This is a genomic window from Sphaerisporangium corydalis (assembly GCF_025506355.1).
GTDB classification, from domain to species: Bacteria; Actinomycetota; Actinomycetes; order Streptosporangiales; family Streptosporangiaceae; genus Sphaerisporangium; species Sphaerisporangium corydalis.
In genome coordinates, this window is record NZ_JANZYP010000030.1 from 22,525 (window position 1) to 42,396 (window position 19,872).

Sequence of the window (19,872 nt, forward strand, 5' to 3'; positions counted from 1 at the left end):
CGGCACGGCCCCCCGGCGGGCTCCTCACGGGGAGCCGCCGGGGGCGCCCCCGGCGCGCGAGCCTCGTGACAGTAACGGCTTCCGAAGCCAAGGTCACACTTCGGCAAGATCGAGTTGTGCTGACTCGCGCGGTCATGGCGTTCGGGTAGTGTTACGCGAACGTGACGTCTTTCCAAGGGATACCCATGCGCCGACTGGCCATTCTCGCCGCCCTGCCGTTGCTTCTCGCCGCCGCCTGCGGTAACAACGGCGACGTCGCCGCGAAGCCCGGGGCCACGGCCACCGGCGTGAAGGTGGCGGGAGAGTTCGGGAAGAAACCCCAGGTCACCTTCCCGGCGGGTAAGCCGCCCGCCACCTCCTCGACGCAGACGATCGCCGAGGGCAAGGGCGCGCCGGTCAAGGACGGCGACTCGGTGGTGGCCAACCTGACGGCCTACAGCTGGGACGGCAAGGCGAACGCCGCCTCGGGTTCCACCTACGACGACGGCGCGCCGCAGCTCATCAAGGTCGACGCCAAGCTCCCCTCGGTGGTGCACAAGGCGTTCCAGGACAGCAAGCCCGGCGGCCGGTTCCTCGCCGTGGTCGCCAAGGACAGCCTGACGGCCGACCAGGTCGAGCAGGCCAAGTCGCAGGGCGCCGACACCTCCATCGCCAGCGTCTACGTCGTCGACGTCATGGGCGTGCCCACGGCAAAGGCCGCCCAGGGCACCGCGGTCGACCCCGGAGTCAAGGGTGTCAAGCTGGAGAACCCCGGCGGCGACCAGGCGCCCAAGCTGACCACCAAGACCAGCGAGTCGGCGCCCAAGAACCTCGTCAGCAAGACCGTGATCAAGGGCACCGGCCCGGTGGTCAAGACCGGGCAGACGATCCTCGTGCACTACACCGGCAAGATCTGGGGCACCGACAGCGAGTTCGACAGCAGCTGGAGCCGGGGCGAGCCGGTGATGTTCCCGATCGGCGTCGGCAAGGTCATCAAGGGCTGGGACCAGAGCCTGGTCGGCGTGCCGCTCGGCAGCCGGCTGCTGGTGACGATCCCGCCGGACCTCGGGTACGGCAAGGCCGGCTCGGGCGAGAAGATCAAGGGCACCGACACCCTCGTCTTCGTCGTCGACGTCCTCGGCGCCTACTGACGCCCGCCCGGACCCCGCCGCTCCGTCCCGCTCCGTCCCGCTCCGTCCCGCTCTGACGCCGCCGTGCCGTCCGGGGTCGCCGCCGTGCCCGCGCGCCTAGACTCGCCGCTGTGAGCGGCGACGATCTCGGCATCCTCGGTGTCCTGCGCGAACCGGTGCGGCGCGTGCTGTACGACTACGTCGCCGCGCAGGGCCGGGACGTGAGCAGGGACGAGGCCGCGGAGGCGGCCGGGGTCCAGCGCACGCTCGCCGCCTTCCATCTGGACAAGCTCGTCGAGGCCGGCCTGCTGGACCAGGCCTTCCGGCGCCTGTCCGGCCGCACCGGGCCGGGCAGCGGGCGCCCCGCCAAGGTCTACCGGCGCTCGGCGGCCGAGCACCAGGTCAGCCTGCCGCCGCGCGACTACCGCACCCTGGCCCTGGTGCTCGCCGAGGCCGTCGAGGCGCTCGGCGGCGAGGAGGCGGCCGAGGCCGCGGCCCGCCGTGCGGGGGAGCGGGTGAGCGCCCCCGGGCTGCGCGAGGCCCTCACCGAGCGCGGCTACGAGCCCTACGACGACGACGGCCGCATCCGCCTGCGCAACTGCCCCTTCCACGTGCTGGCCGAGGAGCGCCCGGTGCTGGTCTGCGCGATGAACCTCGCCCTGTGCCAGGGCCTGCTGTCGGCCCTGCCCGGCGACCGGCACACCGCGCGGATGGACCCGAGACCGGGGGAGTGCTGCGTGACATTTTCTAAAACCAATGAAGATTGACATAGAAGTTCGCGGCGTGGTCTGCTGATCGCATGCATCTCGCCCAGCTCAACGTCGCTCACATGCGCGCCCCCAAGGACTCTCCCGAGCTCGCCGACTTCGTGGCCGGGCTCGAACCCCTGAACGACCTCGCCGAGGCCGACCCCGGATTCGTCTGGCGGCTCAAGGGCGGCGAGGGTCCCACCGACACCGTGTCCCACCGGTACGGTGACCTGCTGCTCATCAACTTCTCGGTGTGGGCCTCGCGCGACGCGCTGTGGAACTACGTCTACCGCAGCGTCCACCTGGACATGCTGCGCCGCCGCCGCGAGTGGTTCGTGCGCGTCGCCGAGCCGTACTCGGTGATGTGGTGGATCCCCGAGGGGCACGTCCCGACGCTGGAGGAGGGCATGGCCCGGCTGGAGCGGCTGCGGGCCGGCGGCCCGGGACCGGACGCCTTCACCTTCGCCGACTTCCGCGACCCGGCCCCCGCTCCCGCCGGGCGGCCCGCCTGAGCGTGCGGGGTCAGGCGAGCAGGGAGGCGGCGTGCCGTCCGGCGGCGGCCGAGGCCAGGAAACCCGCCAGGTCCTGGTCCAGCCCGCGGCCCATCGTCGACAGCCGCACCGGGCTGTCGCGCAGCATCTCCGCGAGCCCGTCCACCGGCACCCCGACCAGTTCGTGCAGCGCCGCCAGCTCCGCAACCTGCGCCGCCACCCGCTCGCCGAACGCCCCCGGCAGCTCCGGCACCACCACCTGCGCCCGCGCGAGCGCCACCCGCCCGTAGGCGGTCAGCGAATGGTGGGAGACCCCGATGTGGCGCTCGCGCGCGTCGCCCTCGCTGACGCGCAGCGCCCCCACCGGACGCCCGCCCAGCACCGCCGCGGCGTTCAGCGCCTCGCCCGCCGAGACCCCAGAGAAACCCCACCGGGTGCCGGTCCCGAGGTTGCCCGGCCCCTGCGTCACGACCGCGACGTCGGCGTCCAGCACGTGCCGGGCCGCCAGCAGCCCGGTGTGCACGGTCACCGTCTCCACGTCGCCGCCGAAGGACTGCCCGGTCGTGACGACCCCGCACAGCCACCCGATCTCGCGCAGCCGCGCGGCCGACATGGAGAACCAGCCCGGGAGCGCCCCCCCGTCGAGCATCACGTACGCCACCCGGGGGGCCGCCGCGGGCACCGAGCCGAACAGGCCGCAGAGGATCGCCGGCAGCGCGGAGTGCAGGTCGGCGACCACCACCGGCATGCCGTCGACCGAGTCGGCTTCCCGCAGCGCCTCGTGGAAGGGCGAGTCCTGCTCGTCGGCGCCGAGCACGGTCGCCTGGAGCGGGGTGTACCGGGCCTTGACCAGGTGACCGGGACCTTGAGGATCTTCGGGCAAACGGTCCGGCACGGCCACTACCATGGCGTAACCTCCCGTACCAAGGCCCATGGCGAGCGCGGTCGTGTTCAGCAGCACCGCGTCGCCGGGTTCGGGACGGCCCACCAGCGACGGGTAGGCCAGCGCCCGGCATTCCCCCTCCGGGAGGGCCACGTCCAGTTCCAGCGCCCCCGGCCACTCGCGCCGGACCGACAGCACCTCGCCCTTGCGCCACCTGATCACGCCGCAAGGGTAGCGTCACCTTGGGAAGGGAGGCCCGATGTCCCGGCGGAAGACCGAGCGGCTGCTGAATCTCGTCATCTGCCTGCTCGCCACCCGGCGCCCGCTCAGCGCCGAGCAGATCCGCCACGCCGTCCCGGGTTACGACGCCGGCAACGACGAGGCCTTCCAGCGCATGTTCGAGCGCGACAAGACCGAGCTGCGCGAGATCGGGATCCCGGTCGAGGTGCACAGGGACCCCTGGGACGACGAGCCCGGCTACCGCATCGTGCGGCAGGCCTACGAGCTGCCGGAGATCACCCTGGAGGCCGACGAGGCCGCCGTGCTCGGTCTGGCCGCCCAGGTGTGGCAGCGGGCCAACCTCGCCGAGGCCGCGAGCGGCGCGCTGCTGAAGCTCCGCGCCGCCGGGGTGCAGACCGACGAGTCCGCCGCCGGGCCGCTGGAGCTGCGGGTCGACACCCGCGACCCGGCCTTCCCCGCGCTGTGGGAGGCGGTGCGCGACCGCAGGGTCGTCCGGTTCGACTACCGCGCCGCCGGCAGCGAGGTCCTGCTGACCCGCACCGTCGAGCCGTGGGGCGTGGTCAGCCGCCGGGGCCGCTGGTACGTCGTCGGTCACGACCGCGAGCGCGACGCGCCCCGCGTCTTCCGCCTCAGCCGCATCAGCGGGACCGTCACCCCCGCGGGCCGCCCGGGCGCGGTCGTCGTGCCCGCCGGGGTCGACATCCGCTCGATGGTCGGCCACCGCGACAGCCTCCTGCCCGAGCGGTCCGCGACCGTCCGCGTCCGGCAGGGCACCTGCCAGTGGCTGCGCCAGGAGGGCTCGGTGCTCCCCGGGCGGGACGGCTGGGACGTGGTCACCGTGGACTTCGCCGATCCGGAGTGGATCGCCGGGTCGATCGTCGCCTTCGCCGCCGACGCGGAGGTACTGGACCCCCCGGACGTCCGCGACGCGGTCATCCGGCGGCTGAAGGGAGCGCTGGCGTGAGCACGGCCGACCGGTTGCCCAGGCTCCTCGCGCTGGTGCCCTACCTCATGTCCCACCCCGGCGCCCAGGTGCCCGAGGTGGCCAGGCTGTTCGGGCTCACCGAGAAGCAGCTCGTCGACGACCTGCAGCTCGTGTGGATGTGCGGCCTGCCCGGCCACACCCCCGGCGACCTCATCGACGTCTCCTGGGACGGCGGCGAGATCCTCATCGACAACGCCGACACCATCGCCCGGCCGCTGCGCCTCGGCATCGACGAGGCCAGCGCCCTGCTGGTGGCGCTGCGCATGCTGGCCGAGCTCCCCGAGTTCGGCGAGGGCGACACCCTGGCCCGGGTGATCGCCAAGCTGGAGGGCGCCGCAGGCGAGGGCGCGTCCGCGGTCAGCAGCCAGGTCGCCTTCGACCTGGACGCCGCCCCCGACGCGATGGCCACGGTCAGGTCCGCGCTGCGCGCCGGCCGGCGGCTGTCGCTGAGCTACTACGTGCCGGGCCGCGACGAGATCACCCCCCGGGAGGTGGACCCGACGCGGCTGGTGATGGCCGACGGCCGGTCCTACCTGGAGGGCTGGTGCTACCGCGCCGACGGCATGCGGCTGTTCCGGCTGGACCGCATGGTCAGCGTGGAGGCGCTGGAGGTGGCCGCGAGCCCGCCCGACGGCGCCGAGCCGATCGACGTGACCGACGGGGTGTTCCGGCCCTCGCCGACCGACGAGCTGGTGGTGCTGGAGCTGACCCCGGCCGGCCGCTGGGTGTCGGAGTACTACCCGTGCGAGGAGGTCACCGAGCTGGGGGAGGGCCGCCTGCGGGTCACCCTGCGCGCCCGCGACCAGGGGTGGCTCGTGCGATTGGCGCTGCGCCTGGGCGACAGCGGCCGGGTGCTGTCCCCGGCCTCGCTGGCCGGCCGGGTGCGCGAGGAGGCCTCGGCGGCGCTGTCCCGGTACGAGTCGGTCGGCTGAGTGCCGTCCTTCGGGGGATATTTCCGTTCCCGGGTGGGATGTCGGTCCACCCCGCTCGTGCGGCGCGACCGCCTTCGGTAAAGTGCGGCGGCATGATCTGGACGTATGCCGCCGTGGGCGTGGCCGTCGCGGGCCTGGTGCCGCTGGTGGTGCTCGGGGTCCGCGTGGTGGCGGCCATGCGGGGGCTGGCGAGTGAAATCGAGCGGGCCACCACCCGTCTGGAACCCGTCCAGGCACGCCTGAACGCCGCCGTCGCGGCATCCAGGCGGCGGGAGGGGTGAATGAAGTGGTGACGGCAGCGTACGATCGAGCTTGAGATTGCACGTCGCCTCGGCGTAAGGATGTGTCATGCCATCACTTGGTCCCATGGAATGGATCCTCATTCTCCTGGTCCTGGTCCTGCTTTTCGGCGCCAAGAAGCTTCCGGACACCGCCAAGGCGCTGGGCCAGTCGCTTCGCCTGTTCAAGAAGGAGACCACCACGCTGCGCGAGGAGGACGAGGCGCGGGCCGCCCAGTCCGCCGCCGCGACCGCCCAGCCGGCGGCCGCCCCGCAGCAGTCCCTCCCGCCCGTGACGCCCTCGGTCGAGGAGCGCCTGCGGCTGCTCGAGGAGGAGAACGCCCGGCTCCGCACCGCCCAGGCACACCCCAGCGACGCGCCCCCGAACGGGGTCCCGCTCTCGCAGGCACAGAAAGACCAGGGCTCCCTCTGACCGGAGGCCCGCTGACCTGACCGCCCGCTAGATCAGGATGCCCGATGGCGCTGCTGAAACGGTCAAGCCCGGCCGACGACGACCCGGCCGCCGCCTCCGACTCCGAGGCCGATGGGCGCATGTCGCTCATGGATCATCTCCGTGAGCTGCGCAACCGTCTGGTCAAGGCGATCCTGGGCCTGACCGTGGGCACCGCGATCGGTTTCGCCTTCTTCGACCGGCTCTGGGTGTTCATGACCGGCCCCTACTGCCGGCTGCCCGCCGCCCACAAGCTCAAGGACGGCGAGTGCACCCTGGTGGTCCAGGGGGTGTTCGAGGGCTTCATGGTCAACCTCCAGGTCGCCCTGATGTTCGGGGCGGTGGTCGCCGCGCCGATCTGGCTGTACCAGATCTGGGCGTTCGTCACCCCTGGTCTGTACCGCAACGAGCGGCGCTACTCGCTGTCGTTCATCGCCCTGTCGGTCCCGCTGTTCGCCGCGGGCGCCGCCCTGGCGTACCTCACGATGGACAAGGGCCTGTCGCTGCTCCTCGGGTTCGCCCCGGGCAACGTGATCCCGCTGATCAGCATGGACCAGTACGTCGGGTTCATGATGGCCATGCTGGTGATCTTCGGTCTGTCGTTCGAGCTACCGCTGCTGCTGGTCTTCCTGAACCTCATCGGCGTCCTGCCGTTCCGCCTGGTCAGCAAGCACCAGCGCATGGTCATCTTCCTGATGTTCGTGTTCGCGGCCGTCGCCACGCCGAGCCAGGACCCGATCACCATGCTGGCGCTGGCGCTCCCCATGGTCGGCATGTTCCTGGTGGCCGAGGTCATCATGTACTTCCACGACCGCAAGAAGGACGAGCTGGAGGCGCAACGCCAGCGCGAGCTGGAAGAGGAGCTCGACGGCACCGCCGCCGCCACCACCGACGAGTGAGATCGCCGGGTCGCCGATCGTGATCAAGCCAGACCCCTGGATCGGCCGGGCCGGTACGGATAGGTTCCGGCTGTGGCAGGTGAGCTGGTAGTCCTCGTGAACCCCGCGGCCCGTGGCGGCCGCACCCTCCGCTTCCTCGATCCTGTCGTGCGCCGCCTGCGTGCCGGGGACCGGCCGGTCTCGGTGATCGTCGGCACCTCCGCCCAGGACGCCCTGGAACGGGCCTGCACGGCCGTCGCCGAGGGCCCGGAGGCCCTGGTGGCCTTCGGGGGCGACGGGCTGGTGCATCTCGCGGTCCAGGCCGTGGCCGGCACCGACGTGCCCCTCGGGATCATCCCGGCCGGCACCGGGAACGACATCGCCGGCGCCCTCGGCATCCCCAGGCGCGATCCGCTCGCCGCCGCCGCCATCGTGACCGAGGGCCGGGTCCGCGTCGTGGACGCGGCCAGGATCGGCGAGGACGAGTGGTTCGCCGGGGTGGTGGCCTGCGGGTTCGACTCCAAGGTCAACGAGCGGGCCAACCAGATGACCAGCCCGCCGGGCATGGCCAGGTACCTGGTCGCCATGGTCCAGGAGCTGCGCTCGTTCACGCCCATCCCCTTCACCATCACCGTCGACGGCGTGGTGATCCGGCAGGACGCCATGATGGTCGCCGTCGGCAACACCGGCACCTACGGGGCCGGCATGCGGGTCTGCCCGCAGGCCGAGCCCGACGACGGGCTGCTCGACGTCCTGGTGGTCGGGGAGATCCCCAAGGCGGCCTTCCTGCGGACCTTCCCCCGCGTCTACCGGGGCACCCATCTCGGCCACCCCGCCATCTCCACCCACCGCGGCCGCGTGGTGACGCTGGACGCCCCCGGCACCGTCGCCTACGCCGACGGCGAGCGCATCGCCCCCCTCCCGCTGACCTGCGCCGTCCAGCCCGGCGCCCTCCGCGTGCTCGCCCCCGGCGGCGCCTGACCCCCATCACCCGCCGCCCAGGGACCGGGGGCGGCACCGTCCCCGCCTCGATCCGAGGTCGTCCATGAGGACCCCTTGACGATTTTTTGTATGTCGCGTAATTTAATGACGCGACATACAATCTCTTGGGGGATCTCGAATGAATATTCACGCGGACGACGCCTCGGCGGATCCGATCAAGCGCGTATCGGTCATCAGCACGGGCACGGTGGCCATCCGGCCCGAGCACGTCGGGCCGACCTGGAAGAACATGTACTTCTGGCTGTTCACCTCGACACGCTGGACCGCACCCCGGCCGATCAACGTGTACGTGATCGAGCACCGCGACGGCGTGGTGCTCTTCGACACCGGGCAGGACCGCGCGTCGGTGACCGATCCGGGCTACTTCCCCGGCGGGCTCAACGGGCTGGTCTACTCGCGCCTCGCGAAGTTCGCCATCGAGCCCGACCAGACGCTCACCACCGGCCTGTCCCGGCTCGGGTACGGCATCGGCGACGTGGACACCGCGGTGATCTCCCACCTGCACCAGGACCACATCGGCGGGCTGCCGCTGCTCGGCGGCGCCGAGGTCATCACCAGCCAGGCCGAGTGGGCGTCCCTGCACGGGCCGTTCCCCGAGGCGCGCGGCCTGATGCCCTCGCACATCGACCTGCCGGGGCTGAAGTGGCGGCGGGTCACCCCCGAACCGCTCGGAGACCCGGAGGTGGCACCGTTCACCACCGGCCACGACCTGTTCGGCGACGGGAGCCTCCTGCTGCTCCCCACCCCCGGGCACACCCCCGGGTCGCTGTCCATGCTGGTCCGCCGCCCCGGCCGCCCGCCGCTGCTGATGGTGGGCGACCTCACCTACGACGCCGACCTGCTGGCCGCCGGCTCGCTGCCCGGCGTGGGCGACAAGAAGCAGATGCGTGACGCCGTGGGCAAGGTCAACGCCCTGCGGGCCAAGCTGCCCGGCCTGACGGTCCTCGCGGCCCACGACCCCGGGGCGGCCGGCCGGCTCGCCGAGACGCTCGGCGAGCCGCGGAGCGCGTGAGCACCGGAGCCCTCCCCGCCGGATCCCGGTGTCCGGCCCGGCCCACCACCCGAGACTCGTTCAAGGAACAGATCATGATCAAGGAATTCTTCGGATCCTCGCGGACCGGCAAGACCATCCGCTTCACCAACACCCTGCGCGTCGAGCGCCCGGCCGGCGTCGTCTTCGGCTACCTGGCCGACCTGCGCAACCTTCCCGCCTGGAACTACGCCATCCGCGAGACCCTGCCGGTCACGCCGGGACCCGCCCGCAGGGGAAGCGTCTACGAGCAGACCCGCAGCCTGCCCCGGATCATGCGGGAACGGCTTGAGATCGTCGAGTTCGAGCCGGACCGCCGCCTGGTGATGGAAGGCGGCTTCGGCCCCTTCCAGGGACGCGCGACCTACGACCTCACGGGGTCGGGCACCGCGACCGACCTGGTCAACGAGTTCGAACTGGTCGCGGAGACCCTGCACGCGCCGAGCGGCCTGGTGGCCCGCGGCATGGCCGGCGCCGTCGCCAAGAACCTCCGCGTCCTGAAGGACATCCTGGAGACCTCGCCGACCGGACGATGACACGACATCATCTGCCGTAGCATGCACACGCGAGGACGTACGGGAGCGGCGCCCGAGGGGCGCGCTCCGCCCGAGAGTCTCCCGCTGAGAAAGGAACCGCGCCGGTGAGGGACGCCGAAGAGTTCCGCTACCTGATCCTCGCGGTGCAGCGCGAGGGCAACCGCCTGCTCGCCGCCGCGCTCCGCCCGCTCGGCCTGACGCCGTCCCAGGGCGAGGTGGTGAGCGTCCTCGACGACCGGGGGCCCCTCACCCTCTCCGGGCTCGGCGAGCTGCTGGTCTGCGAGACGGGGGCCAATCCGAGCAGGCTGGTCGACCGGCTCGTGACCGCGGGGATCGTCGAGCGGGTGACCGCCACCACCGACCGGCGGAACGTCACCCTGAGCCTCACGCCGGCCGGCCGGGAGCTGGCCGAACGCGTCCAGGTGGTCCAGGACGGCCTGAACGGCGCGCTGGAGGAGATGCTGACCGGCCAGCCCGTCGCGCCCACGCTGACCACGCTCCGGGCCGTGGCCGCCCACTTCCCGGCCGGCGAGACCGTACGGCGGCGCAAGCAGGCCCCGGTCCGCTAGGCGGGCCCCGGTCCGTAAGGGGAGGGCCCGCGCGGCCGGGAGTACCCGAAAGCGCGGCGGAGCCAGCCGGACCGGAATACGGTTATCGGTAGGGTGAAGTGCATGACGACGCCTGCGGAACGCTACGCCGCCTTCCGTGAGAAGCATGCCGCCAGCGGGCCCGCGCTCACCTCCTTCCAGGGTCTGTACGATTTCGAGCTGGACCCGTTCCAGATCGACGCCTGCAGCGCGCTGGAGGCCGGCGACGGCGTGCTGGTGGCGGCCCCCACCGGTTCCGGCAAGACCGTCGTGGGCGAGTTCGCCGTGCACCTGGCCCTCGAGCAGGGCAGCAAGTGCTTCTACACCACGCCGATCAAGGCGCTGTCCAACCAGAAGTACAACGATCTCGCCCGCCGGCACGGGGCCGGGAACGTCGGGCTGCTCACCGGCGACAACAGCGTCAACGGTGAGGCGCCGATCGTGGTCATGACCACCGAAGTGCTGCGCAACATGCTCTACGCCGGCTCCACGACCCTCACCGGCCTGAGCCACGTGGTCATGGACGAGGTCCACTACCTCGCCGACCGCTTCCGCGGCGCTGTGTGGGAAGAGGTGATCATCCACCTGCCCGAGTCGGTGCGCGTCGTGGCCCTGTCGGCGACCGTCAGCAACGCCGAGGAGTTCGGCGAGTGGCTCGGCGAGGTGCGCGGCGACACCACGGTGATCGTCGACGAGCACCGCCCGGTGCCGCTGTGGCAGCACATGCTGGTCGGCGACAAGCTGTACGACCTGTTCGTGGACGAGGACAACCGGCCCCGCATCAACCCCAGCCTCATGCGGATCTCCCGGGACGAGCAGCGCCTGGCCCAGGCGCGCGGGCGGCGCGGCTACTCGCGCCCGCGCCGCTCCGCAGGCGGCGCCGGCCGCTCCGACGCCATCGAGAAGCTTGACTCCGAGGGCCTGCTGCCCGCGATCACCTTCATCTTCTCCCGGGCCGGGTGCGACGCCGCCGTCCTGCAGTGCCTGCACGCCGGGATCCGGCTGACCACCGACAGCGACCGCCACGAGATCCGGCAGATCGTCGACGAGCGCACCTCCCACCTGCCCGACGAGGACCTGGCCGTCCTCGGCTACCTCGAATGGCGCGACTGCCTGGAGCGCGGCCTGGCCGCCCACCACGCCGGCATGCTCCCGGCCTTCAAGGAGGTCGTCGAGGAGCTGTTCACCCGCGGCCTGGTCAAGGCGGTGTTCGCCACCGAGACCCTGGCCCTGGGCATCAACATGCCCGCCAGGTCCGTCGTCATCGAGAAGCTCGACAAGTGGAACGGCGAGACCCACGCCGACCTCACCCCGGGGGAGTACACCCAGCTCACCGGGCGTGCCGGGCGGCGCGGCATCGACGTCGAGGGCCACGCCGTGGTCGCCTGGCAGCCCGGCATGGACCCGGTCGCCGTCGCGGGCCTGGCCAGCACCCGCACCTACCCGCTGCGCTCCAGCTTCCGTCCCTCGTACAACATGGCGGTCAACCTGGTCGGCCAGGTCGGCCGCGAGCGGGCCCGCACCCTGCTGGAGGCCTCGTTCGCCCAGTTCCAGGCCGACCGCGCGGTGGTCGGCATCGCCAAGCAGGTGCGGCGGGCCGAGGAGGCGCTCGAAGGCTACTCCGAGGCCATGACCTGCCACCTCGGCGACTTCCAGGAGTACGCCCGCATGCGCAGGGAGCTGTCCGACAAGGAGGCCGACCTGTCGCGCCAGCGGGGCACGGTCCGCCGCGCGCAGGCCGTGCGCTCCCTGGAGGCGCTGAAGCCCGGCGACGTCATCCGCGTCCCGGGGGGCAGGCGCGCGGGCCTGGCGGTCATCCTGGACCCCGGGCTGACCATGCGCACCGAAGGCCCCTCCCCGCTGGTGCTGACCATCGGCAAACAGGTCAAGCGGCTGTCGGCGGCCGACTTCCCCGTCCCGGTCGAGCCGGTGGAGCGCCTGCGCATCCCCAAGGGGTTCAACCCGCGGGCGCCCAAGGACCGTGCCAACCTCGTCGCGACCCTGCACGCCAAGATCGGTGACCGCGACCTGGGCCGCCCGGTCCGGGCCAGGGACCACGAGACCGACAGCATGCAGACCCGGGGCGGCACCCCCGGCACCCCCGAGTGGGAGATCGCCGAGCTGCGCCGCGAGCTGCGCGCCCACCCCTGCCACGGCTGCGACGAGCGTGAGGACCACGCCCGCTGGGCCGAGCGCTACTACAAGCTGCTGCGCGAGACCGAGGGGCTGCGGCGGCGGGTGGAGAGCCGGTCCCACGTCATCGCCCGCACCTTCGACCGGGTCTGCGGCGTCCTCGACCAGCTCGGCTACCTGGACGGGGAGGCCGTCACGCCCGAGGGCCGCCGCCTGGCCCAGCTCTACACCGAGCTCGACCTGCTCACCGCCGAGTGCCTGCGGGCCGGCATCTGGGAGGAGCTGGACCCGGCCGAGCTGGCCGCGTGCGTGTCGTCCCTGGTGTTCGAGTCCCGGCAGGCCGACGACGCGCGGCAGCCGAAGATCCCCGCGGGCGGGGCCAAGGAGGCGCTCGCGGCCACGGTGCGGATCTTCGTCGAGCTGGAGGACATCGAGCGCGACCACGGGCTGTCGTTCATCAGGGAGCCCGACTTCGGGTTCGCCTGGGCGGCCTTCCGCTGGGCCAAGGGCCACACCCTGGACGCGGTGCTCACCGACGGCGACCTGGCCGCCGGGGACTTCGTGCGGTGGGTCAAGCAGCTTCTCGATCTGCTCGACCAGGTCGGCAAGGCCGCCCCGCCGAACAGCAAGGTCAAGCAGAACACCGCCAAGGCCATCGACGCCCTGCGCCGCGGCGTCGTCGCCTACTCCTCGGTCGCCTGACCCGGCGGGCCGGGGCGGACCTGACGCCCGGCGCGGTCAGGTGTGGGTGAAGCGGACTTCCCTGGTGAGCAGGTCGGCGCGGGCCAGGCGCACCTGGACGCGCTCGCCCAGTGGCAGGTCCGCGCCGTCGCAACGGGCCACCACGGCGGGGTCGGTGAGCTGCACGATCCCGCCCGGTCTGCCCTCCTCGACGTCGACCACGACCGCGTCGAAGGCCTGACCCACCCGGTCGCGCAGCACGAACGCCTCCACCAGGTCCACGCAGGCGCGCTCGACGGCGGCGGCCCGGCGCCCGGTGCCCGTCATCAGCGCGGGCAGCACCTCAAGGGCCTCCTGGACCGGCTCGGGCACCGGCACGCCCTCGGCCACCGCCAGGCACAGCTCGGTGCCGTACCGGTCGACCAGGCGGCGCAGCGGGGCGGTCACGTGGGCGTACGGCGCGGCGACGGCGGCGTGGGTGGCGTCCCTCGGCGGCTCGCCGTTGAACGCGGTGTACCCGGCGCCGCGCAGCAGCACCGTGGCCTCCTTCAGGAACGCGGCGTTGCCGGGAGTCCTCGGGTCGAGCGCGCGCACGACCTCGCCGAACGACGTGCCCTCGGGCCAGGACACCCCGAGCGCCATGGCCATCCTGCGCACCCGCGCGACCGTGTCCCGTGGGGCGGGCGGGAGCGTGCGCAGCACGCCCATCTCGGCGTCGAGCATCATCGTGGCCGCCGCCATGCCGGTCATCAGTGAGATCTGCGCGTTCCACTCCTCGGCGGGCAGCGGCGAGCGGAACTCGACGCGGTAGCCGTCGGAGTGGGGGACGACCTCCTGCTCGGGCGTGGGCAGGCTCACCCCGCCGCGCGCCCGTTCCAGGTCCAGGCGCAGCTTCCCGATGACGGGCAGCAGGCGCAGCGTGCCGTCGGCGGTGCCGGTGTCGACCGCCGCCTGCACGTAGTCGTAGTCGAGCCGCTCGCGGCTGCGCACCAGCGCCCGGCCGACGTCGGCCCCCACCGTCCGGCCGCCTTCGTCCAGGTCCAGGCACCACAGCGCGGCCGGCCTGACCACCCCGGGCAGCAGGCTGGCCGCCCCCTCCGACAGCACGGCGGGATGCAGCGGGACGCGCGCGTCCGGCATGTACACGGTCTCGCCGCGCCGTCTGGCCTCGGCGTCGATCACGCCCCCAGGGACGACGAACGAGCCGACGTCGGCGATGGCGTACCACACGCGGTAGCCGCCGGGCCGTTCCTCGATGCACAGGGCCTGGTCGAGGTCCATCGACCCTCGGGGGTCGACCGTCAGCAGCGGCAGGTCCGTGCGGTCGGGAAGGGCGGGCAGGGCGGCCGAGGCCACCCGCTCGGCCTCCTCCAGCACGGGCCGGGGAAACTCCAGGGGGAGCTCCAGCTCACCGCGGATGCGATCGAACCCCTCGGAGAGCCGCGGAGCTTCGGTCACATCTATCGTTTTGGGGCGCACACCAGGATCTTAGGGGGCCAGCACGGCGAGCAGGCGGTTCAAGGGGCCGTCGAGCCCGTAGCGGTCGGCCAGCGTGACCAGCGCCTCGGGGTCGCGCGCCCCCGTCGGGCGGGCGATCGCGACGTCGGGCAGCGGCGCGTCGCCGGCGACCTTGACCACGGCGGGGGCGACGGCGAGGTAGTCGCGGGCCTTGCCGAGCTTCAGCCGGCTGCCGGCCGGGAACCCGTCGGTGACCCCGCCGTCGAGCGCGTCGAGGATGGCCCGCAGCGAGCCGAACCGGGTGATGAGCGCCGCCGCCGTCTTGTCGCCGACCCCGGGGACCCCGGGCAGGCCGTCGCTCGGGTCGCCGCGCAGCGTCGCGAAGTCGGCGTACGCGCGGCCGGGGATGCCGTACCTGGACGTCACCCCCGCCTCGTCGATCACCTGGAGGTTGCGAATTCCCTTTATGGTGTAAAGGACGCGGCACGGCTGATCGTCGTTGACGAGCTGGAACAGGTCGCGGTCGCCGGTGACGATCTCGACCTCGCCCGGCGCGCGGGTCGCGTAGGTGCCGATGACGTCGTCCGCCTCGTACCCCTCGACGCCGACCCTGGCGATGCCCACGGCGTCGAGCACCTGCTCGATCACCGGGACCTGCGGGGACAGGGTGTCGGGGATCTCCTCCTCGTGCCCGGTCGCCACCCGGTGGGCCTTGTAGGAGGGGATGGCCGCCACCCGGAAGGCCGGCCGCCAGTCGGCGTCCATGCACGCCACGATCTCGTCGGGGGAGTTCGCGCGGACCAGGGTGGCGATCATGTCGATCAGCCCCCTGACGGCGTTGACCGGCATGCCGTCAGGCGCGGTCATCGACTCGGGGACCCCGTAGTAGGCCCGGAAGTACAGCGATGGGGTGTCGAGAAGCATCAGCCCTGGCATGGGCCTATCCTTCCAGCACTCCGACGGCGAGCAGGCAGATATCGTCCTCGGGGTTGGGACCGCCCACCGACTCCACCAGCGTGTCGAGCTTGGACTCAAGGCACGCGTCCCACGCGAGCGTCTCCGCGGCGGCGACCGTGAGCGCCAGGCCCTCGTCGATGTCGCGCCCGCGCCGCTCCACCAGGCCGTCGGTGAACAGCAGGAGCAGGTCGCCCGGACGCAGGCTGAGGCTGCTCAGCGCGTACGGCAGGTCCAGGGTGGTGCCGAGCAGGACACCGTCGGGCGGGCTGAGCTGCCTCGCGACGCCGTCCCTGACCAGGATCGGCGGCAGGTGTCCTGCCTGCGCCCAGGTGAACAGCCCGGACACCGGCTCGAGGTGGCCGATGACCGCCGTCGCGGTGCCCTCCTCGCCCATGCGGTGGCACACCAGGCCGTTCAGCCAGGCCAGCAGCCGGTCCGCTCGTTCCCCGGTCATCGCCAGGCCCACCAGGGCGTGGCGGAGCTGCGCCATCTGGGCGATGGCGGGCAGCCCGTGACCGGCGACGTCGCCGATCGCCAGCAGCACCTCGCCGTCGGGCAGGGCCGTCGCCTCGTACCAGTCGCCGCCCAGGCTGGAGGCCTTCTCCGCCGGGACGTAGCGCACGGCGATGTGCGCGCTGGGCAGCCGGATCGACCCGCCAGGGTCCGGCAGGATCGCGTCGCGCAACGCCAGCGAGACGTGCCGCGCCTCGGCGGCCCGCTCGCGCGCGTCCAGGAGCTGCCTCCGGAACTCCCACATGATCCGCTGCGCGTGCGCGAGACGCGCGCGCAGCCGCAGGATCGTCTCGGCGGTCGTCAGCGGCGCGGGGCCGTCGGGGAGTGCAGCCTCTCGGTGGTTCGGTGTGGGGAGGGGTGGCGGTGAGCCGCCCACTACGCCGACCATGTAGCAGCTCGCTCTCAAAACACCGTGTAGTTGGAATATTAAGGAGCGGATCGTGATCGCCCCTATGCGAATAGTAGCCACGTCGCCCGGCCGATGAGAGGCGTTTCCCATGGTGGGAGGCCCCCCCACCCGCGAACCCCGCCACCACCCGGCACCGGCCTCCCGCGCCGGCCGCCCAGACCCCGACAGCCCCGACCGCACCCGGACAAGCCGGACACGCCACGGCGGCGGGGCGGCGACGAGGTCCACACGTGCACGCAACGGGCCGGTCGGGGGTGGGTCGTGGGGATACGAGGGGCGGGCCGGGTGGGGGAGAACCGGGGATCGCGGGGACGGGGCGGGGCCGTGGGCGGGTGCCGTCGTTCGAGCGGCGGTGGAATAGATTGGGCGGTGTGACAACGACGTCCTCAGACCTCTATCCCGTGACCCGCCTGGCGGACGTGCGTGAGGCCACCGCCGCCGCGGGCGTCGGCGCCCTGCTGCTCACCCCGGGCCCCGACCTCCGCTACGTCACCGGGTACGACGCCCTGGCCCTGGAACGGCTCACCTGCCTGGTGGTCCCCGCCGACGGCGACCCCTTCATGGTGGTGCCCCGCCTGGAGCTCCCCGCCGCCGAGCACTCGCCCGCCGCGCGGCTCGGCGTGGAGTTCGTCCCCTGGGACGAGACCGCCGACCCGTACGCGCTGGTCGCCGGCCGCGTCGGGCCGGTCGCGACCGTCGGGCTGGCCGACCGCATGTGGGCGATGCAGTCGCTGCGCTTCCGCGCCGCGATGCCCGGCGCCGGGCAGGTGCTCGCCGGGTCGGTGCTGCGCGGGCTGCGCATGCGCAAGAGCGCCGGCGAGATCGCCGCGCTGCGCGAGGCGGGCGCGGCCATCGACGCCGTGCACGCCCAGGTCCCCGACCTGCTGAAGGCGGGCCGCACCGAGCGCGAGGTGGGCAGGGACATCGCCGAGGCGATCCTCGCGGCCGGGCACGCCACCGTCGACTTCGTCATCGTCGGTTCGGGCCCGAACGGCGCCAGCCCCCACCACGAGCTGTCCGACCGCGTCATCCAGGCGGGCGACCCGGTGGTCGTCGACATCGGCGGCCAGATGCCCAGCGGGTACTGCTCCGACTCCACCCGCGTCTACAGCGTGGGCGAGCCGCCCGCCGGGTTCGCGGAGTACTACGAGGTGCTGCGCCGCGCCCAGGACGCGGCCTGCGCGGCCGTGCGCCCCGGGGTGTCGTGCGAGGCGGTCGACGCCGCCGCCAGGGACGTGATCGCCGAGGCGGGTCACGGCGACCACTTCATCCACCGCACCGGCCACGGCATCGGCCTGGAGACCCACGAGGAGCCCTACATCGTGTCGGGCAACACCGAGCCGCTCGCCCCCGGGTTCGCGTTCTCCGTCGAACCGGGCATCTACCTGCCGGGCCGGCACGGCGCGCGCATCGAGGACATCGTCGTCTGCACCGACACCGGCCACGAACGCCTCAACAACCGGCCCCGCGACCTGGTCGTCGCCTGATTCGTACGGAAGAGGCTACTTCTGTGACCCGGACCCCCTCGGCCGCCGTCGACCGATCCCTGCCCACGCCGGAGGCCCACGACCTGCTCGACCTGGTACGGGACCTGATCGCCAAGGAGGTCGCGCCCCGCGCGGCCGGCGACGAGGCCGAGGGCCGCTTCCCCCGTGAGGTGTTCACCACCCTGGGCCGCGCGGGCCTGCTCGGCCTTCCCTACCCCGAGGAGTACGGCGGCGCGGCGCAGCCCTACGAGGTGTACCTCCAGGTCGTCGAGGAGCTCGCGGGCGCGTTCCTGGCCGTCGGGCTCGGCCTGTCGGTGCACACCCTGTCCTGCTTCCCGGTCGCCGCGTACGGCACCGACGACCTGCGGGCGGCGCTGCTGCCTGACATGATCGGCGGCGAGCTCCTCGGCGCGTACTGCCTGTCGGAGCCGCAGTCCGGCTCGGACGCCGCCGCCCTCACCACCCAGGCCGCGGTGGCGGGCGACGGCGAGGCGGCCGGCTGGGTCGTGGACGGCGTCAAGGCGTGGACGACGCACGGCGGCGTGGCGGACTTCTACACCGTGATGGCGCGCACCTCCGGGAGCGGCGCCCGGGGCATCTCCTGCTTCCACACCCCGGCCTCCTCGCCGGGCCTGTCCTTCGGCCGGCCGGAACGCAAGATGGGCATGCGGTCCTCCCCGACCGCGCAGGTACGCCTGGACGCGGTCAGGCTCGCGCCGGACGCGCTGGTGGGCGCCGAGGGTGAGGGGTTCCGCATCGCGATGGCGGCCCTGGACGGTGGCCGGCTCGGCATCGCCGCGTGCGCCGTCGGCGTGGCCCAGGCCGCCCTCGACACCGCCACGGGCTACGCGCGCGAGCGCCGCCAGTTCGGCTCGCGCATCGCCGACTTCCAGGGGCTCGGCTTCATGCTCGCCGACATGGCCACCCAGATCGCCGCCGCCCGCGCCCTGTACCTCGACGCCGCCCGCCTGCGCGACGCCGGCCGCCCGTACGGCACCCGCGCCGCGATGGCCAAACTGTTCGCCACCGACGCGGCCATGAAGATCACCACCGACGCCGTCCAGGTCCTCGGCGGCTACGGCTACGTAGAGGACTTCCCCGCCGAACGCCTCATGCGCGAAGCCAAGGTCCTCCAAATAGTCGAAGGCACCAACCAGATCCAACGCCTGGTCATCTCCCGCGCCCTCACCAAGGAATGACCCGGCGGGTGGCGGCGGCGACGGCCCTGCTCGCCGCACTCGGCGCGGGCGCGTGGATCCTGTTCCGCACGCCGGCCGGGCCGTTGCCACCGCCCGCGGTCCCCTGGCCGGCGACGGGGAAGGCGTCGGTGTTCCTGTGCGAGAACGACAGCGCGTACGAGAACTGCGGCGACCGTGCGATCACCGCCGCGCAGCGCCTGACGGTCGAACGCACCCTCCGGGGCCTGCCCGAGGTGACCGCCGTCCGGTTCGTGTCCCGTGCGGAGACGCTGAAGGAACTGACCACCGCCTACGACTCGTTCAGCGACAATCTCCGCGAATCGGATGTGCCGGAGTCGTTCCGCGTGGACCTGGCGACGACGGGTGGATTCCTGCCGAAGACGGAGACGCTGCCCGGAGTCGCGAACGTCTTCGTGAGCGGGACGAGCTTCTGGGCCGGCAGGACCGACGTGGCCGTCCGGCTCTGCCCGCCGGACCCTCTGGACAGGGACACGCGGTGCGCCGGACGCGGCGCGGCCACCGCGACCGAGAAGGCGGCCGTCTACCAGGCCCTGCGCGCCCTGGACGGTGTTGGCGACATCTACCTCGAAGATCGGGGGCACGCCACCAAGGACGCCCGGTGGACGTCGTCCGCCACCTCGCCGGAAACCCCGGAGCCCCACGCGTCCGTCCCGGAGTGCTTCCACCTGGTCCTCGACGCTCCCGACGCCGCCGCCCGCGTCAGACGCGCGGCCGGCGAACTGCCCGGCGTGAACACCGTCGACGAAGAACGCCTCTGACATGAGGTCCACCGGCCAATGGACCACGCGTTGGCCATGGCGTGATCTCCTGTGCGTCCGGCAGGCCGGCGTCCAGCGTGCCGCAGCGGATCATCGGCACTGATG

20 protein-coding genes are annotated in these 19,872 nt (G+C 72.7%); 16 read left to right on the forward strand and 4 right to left on the reverse strand.

The features are described 5' to 3' along the window. The first annotated feature begins 185 nt into the window (after positions 1–185). The 3 genes from NYZ98_RS21005 (at position 186) to NYZ98_RS21015 (ending at position 2,370) form a co-directional block, all read left to right on the forward strand. Positions 186–1,130, forward strand: coding sequence for an FKBP-type peptidyl-prolyl cis-trans isomerase (locus tag NYZ98_RS21005; RefSeq protein WP_262844542.1), 945 nt, complete (start codon positions 186–188; stop codon positions 1,128–1,130). A gap of 110 nt (positions 1,131–1,240) precedes the next feature. Then, positions 1,241–1,876, forward strand: coding sequence for a helix-turn-helix transcriptional regulator (locus tag NYZ98_RS21010; RefSeq protein WP_262844543.1), 636 nt, complete (start codon positions 1,241–1,243; stop codon positions 1,874–1,876). 32 nt (positions 1,877–1,908) lie between these two features. Further along, entirely contained in the window at positions 1,909–2,370 is a 462-nt protein-coding gene (locus NYZ98_RS21015) for a DUF3291 domain-containing protein (RefSeq protein ID WP_262844544.1), read from the forward strand. A gap of 10 nt (positions 2,371–2,380) precedes the next feature. On the opposite strand, the gene NYZ98_RS21020 is transcribed toward NYZ98_RS21015, so the two are convergent. Further along, a complete protein-coding gene (locus tag NYZ98_RS21020) occupies positions 2,381–3,454 on the reverse strand; it encodes a DUF3866 family protein (protein WP_262844545.1) in 1,074 nt (357 codons plus the stop codon). 37 nt (positions 3,455–3,491) lie between these two features. Between NYZ98_RS21020 and NYZ98_RS21025 the strand changes: the two genes are divergently transcribed. From NYZ98_RS21025 to NYZ98_RS21070, 10 genes are all read left to right on the forward strand, one after another. Then, positions 3,492–4,436: a helix-turn-helix transcriptional regulator gene (locus tag NYZ98_RS21025; protein ID WP_262844546.1), complete on the forward strand. Its 945-nt coding sequence runs from the start codon at positions 3,492–3,494 to the stop codon at positions 4,434–4,436. After that, complete coding sequence (locus NYZ98_RS21030) at positions 4,433–5,389, forward strand: helix-turn-helix transcriptional regulator (protein ID WP_262844547.1); 957 nt, start codon at positions 4,433–4,435, stop codon at positions 5,387–5,389. The genes NYZ98_RS21025 and NYZ98_RS21030 overlap by 4 nt, the downstream gene beginning before the upstream one ends. Before the next feature lie 92 nt (positions 5,390–5,481). After that, on the forward strand, positions 5,482–5,670 hold the full coding sequence (locus tag NYZ98_RS21035; protein ID WP_262844548.1) for a hypothetical protein: 189 nt from the start codon (positions 5,482–5,484) through the stop codon (positions 5,668–5,670). Positions 5,671–5,737: 67 nt separating this feature from the next. Beyond that, positions 5,738–6,100 (forward strand): Sec-independent protein translocase subunit TatA, encoded by a 363-nt coding sequence (gene tatA / locus NYZ98_RS21040; protein WP_262844549.1) that lies wholly within the window; start codon positions 5,738–5,740, stop codon positions 6,098–6,100. A gap of 44 nt (positions 6,101–6,144) precedes the next feature. Continuing rightward, positions 6,145–7,017, forward strand: coding sequence for a twin-arginine translocase subunit TatC (gene tatC / locus NYZ98_RS21045; RefSeq protein ID WP_262844550.1), 873 nt, complete (start codon positions 6,145–6,147; stop codon positions 7,015–7,017). A gap of 72 nt (positions 7,018–7,089) precedes the next feature. Then, positions 7,090–7,977 carry a diacylglycerol/lipid kinase family protein gene (locus NYZ98_RS21050; RefSeq protein WP_262844551.1) on the forward strand — a complete coding sequence of 296 codons (888 nt, stop codon included), beginning with the start codon at positions 7,090–7,092 and terminating at the stop codon, positions 7,975–7,977. Positions 7,978–8,116: 139 nt separating this feature from the next. Next, the gene (locus NYZ98_RS21055; protein ID WP_262844552.1) at positions 8,117–9,010 is read left to right on the forward strand and encodes an N-acyl homoserine lactonase family protein; all 894 of its coding nucleotides are present in this window, start codon (positions 8,117–8,119) and stop codon (positions 9,008–9,010) included. Between the two features lie 74 nt (positions 9,011–9,084). Continuing rightward, the gene (locus NYZ98_RS21060) at positions 9,085–9,564 is read left to right on the forward strand and encodes an SRPBCC family protein (protein ID WP_262844553.1); all 480 of its coding nucleotides are present in this window, start codon (positions 9,085–9,087) and stop codon (positions 9,562–9,564) included. 104 nt (positions 9,565–9,668) lie between these two features. Next, the gene (locus NYZ98_RS21065; RefSeq protein ID WP_262844554.1) at positions 9,669–10,133 is read left to right on the forward strand and encodes a MarR family winged helix-turn-helix transcriptional regulator; all 465 of its coding nucleotides are present in this window, start codon (positions 9,669–9,671) and stop codon (positions 10,131–10,133) included. Between the two features lie 102 nt (positions 10,134–10,235). Further along, positions 10,236–12,986 carry a DEAD/DEAH box helicase gene (locus NYZ98_RS21070; RefSeq protein WP_262844555.1) on the forward strand — a complete coding sequence of 917 codons (2,751 nt, stop codon included), beginning with the start codon at positions 10,236–10,238 and terminating at the stop codon, positions 12,984–12,986. Between the two features lie 36 nt (positions 12,987–13,022). Here NYZ98_RS21070 and NYZ98_RS21075 read toward each other — a convergent pair whose 3' ends face one another. Genes NYZ98_RS21075 through NYZ98_RS21085 form a run of 3 tightly spaced genes read right to left on the reverse strand, consistent with a single transcriptional unit; the run spans position 13,023 to position 16,281 of the window. Beyond that, complete coding sequence (locus NYZ98_RS21075) at positions 13,023–14,423, reverse strand: RNB domain-containing ribonuclease (protein WP_262844556.1); 1,401 nt, start codon at positions 14,421–14,423, stop codon at positions 13,023–13,025. Positions 14,424–14,453: 30 nt separating this feature from the next. Next, positions 14,454–15,359, reverse strand: a complete 906-nt coding sequence (locus tag NYZ98_RS21080) for a 5'-3' exonuclease (protein ID WP_262844557.1) — start codon at positions 15,357–15,359, stop codon at positions 14,454–14,456. Positions 15,360–15,363: 4 nt separating this feature from the next. Next, positions 15,364–16,281, reverse strand: a complete 918-nt coding sequence (locus NYZ98_RS21085; RefSeq protein WP_262844558.1) for a PP2C family protein-serine/threonine phosphatase — start codon at positions 16,279–16,281, stop codon at positions 15,364–15,366. Between the two features lie 392 nt (positions 16,282–16,673). On the opposite strand from NYZ98_RS21085, the gene NYZ98_RS21090 reads away from it, so the two are divergent. From NYZ98_RS21090 to NYZ98_RS21100, 3 genes are read left to right on the forward strand one after another with little or no spacing between them, the layout of a single operon-like run. Next, positions 16,674–17,789 carry a M24 family metallopeptidase gene (locus tag NYZ98_RS21090; protein WP_262844559.1) on the forward strand — a complete coding sequence of 372 codons (1,116 nt, stop codon included), beginning with the start codon at positions 16,674–16,676 and terminating at the stop codon, positions 17,787–17,789. Positions 17,790–17,812: 23 nt separating this feature from the next. Continuing rightward, positions 17,813–18,988, forward strand: coding sequence for an acyl-CoA dehydrogenase family protein (locus NYZ98_RS21095; RefSeq protein ID WP_262844560.1), 1,176 nt, complete (start codon positions 17,813–17,815; stop codon positions 18,986–18,988). An 8-nt stretch (positions 18,989–18,996) separates the two neighbouring features. Continuing rightward, the gene (locus NYZ98_RS21100; RefSeq protein WP_262844561.1) at positions 18,997–19,767 is read left to right on the forward strand and encodes a permease-like cell division protein FtsX; all 771 of its coding nucleotides are present in this window, start codon (positions 18,997–18,999) and stop codon (positions 19,765–19,767) included. Positions 19,768–19,872 lie beyond the last annotated feature (105 nt).

Excerpts from the sequence above, each read along its gene's own strand:
- NYZ98_RS21035 (WP_262844548.1), top strand. The coding sequence starts at position 5,482 with ATGATCTGGACGTATGCCGCCGTGGGCGTGGCCGTCGCGGGCCTGGTG.
- NYZ98_RS21015 (WP_262844544.1), top strand. The coding sequence starts at position 1,909 with ATGCATCTCGCCCAGCTCAACGTCGCTCACATGCGCGCCCCCAAGGAC.
- NYZ98_RS21070 (WP_262844555.1), top strand. The coding sequence starts at position 10,236 with ATGACGACGCCTGCGGAACGCTACGCCGCCTTCCGTGAGAAGCATGCC.
- NYZ98_RS21005 (WP_262844542.1), top strand. The coding sequence starts at position 186 with ATGCGCCGACTGGCCATTCTCGCCGCCCTGCCGTTGCTTCTCGCCGCC.
- tatA (WP_262844549.1), top strand. The coding sequence starts at position 5,738 with ATGCCATCACTTGGTCCCATGGAATGGATCCTCATTCTCCTGGTCCTG.
- NYZ98_RS21085 (WP_262844558.1), bottom strand. The coding sequence starts at position 16,281 with ATGGTCGGCGTAGTGGGCGGCTCACCGCCACCCCTCCCCACACCGAAC.
- NYZ98_RS21025 (WP_262844546.1), top strand. The coding sequence starts at position 3,492 with ATGTCCCGGCGGAAGACCGAGCGGCTGCTGAATCTCGTCATCTGCCTG.
- NYZ98_RS21055 (WP_262844552.1), top strand. The coding sequence starts at position 8,117 with ATGAATATTCACGCGGACGACGCCTCGGCGGATCCGATCAAGCGCGTA.
- tatC (WP_262844550.1), top strand. The coding sequence starts at position 6,145 with ATGGCGCTGCTGAAACGGTCAAGCCCGGCCGACGACGACCCGGCCGCC.
- NYZ98_RS21060 (WP_262844553.1), top strand. The coding sequence starts at position 9,085 with ATGATCAAGGAATTCTTCGGATCCTCGCGGACCGGCAAGACCATCCGC.
- NYZ98_RS21080 (WP_262844557.1), bottom strand. The coding sequence starts at position 15,359 with ATGCCAGGGCTGATGCTTCTCGACACCCCATCGCTGTACTTCCGGGCC.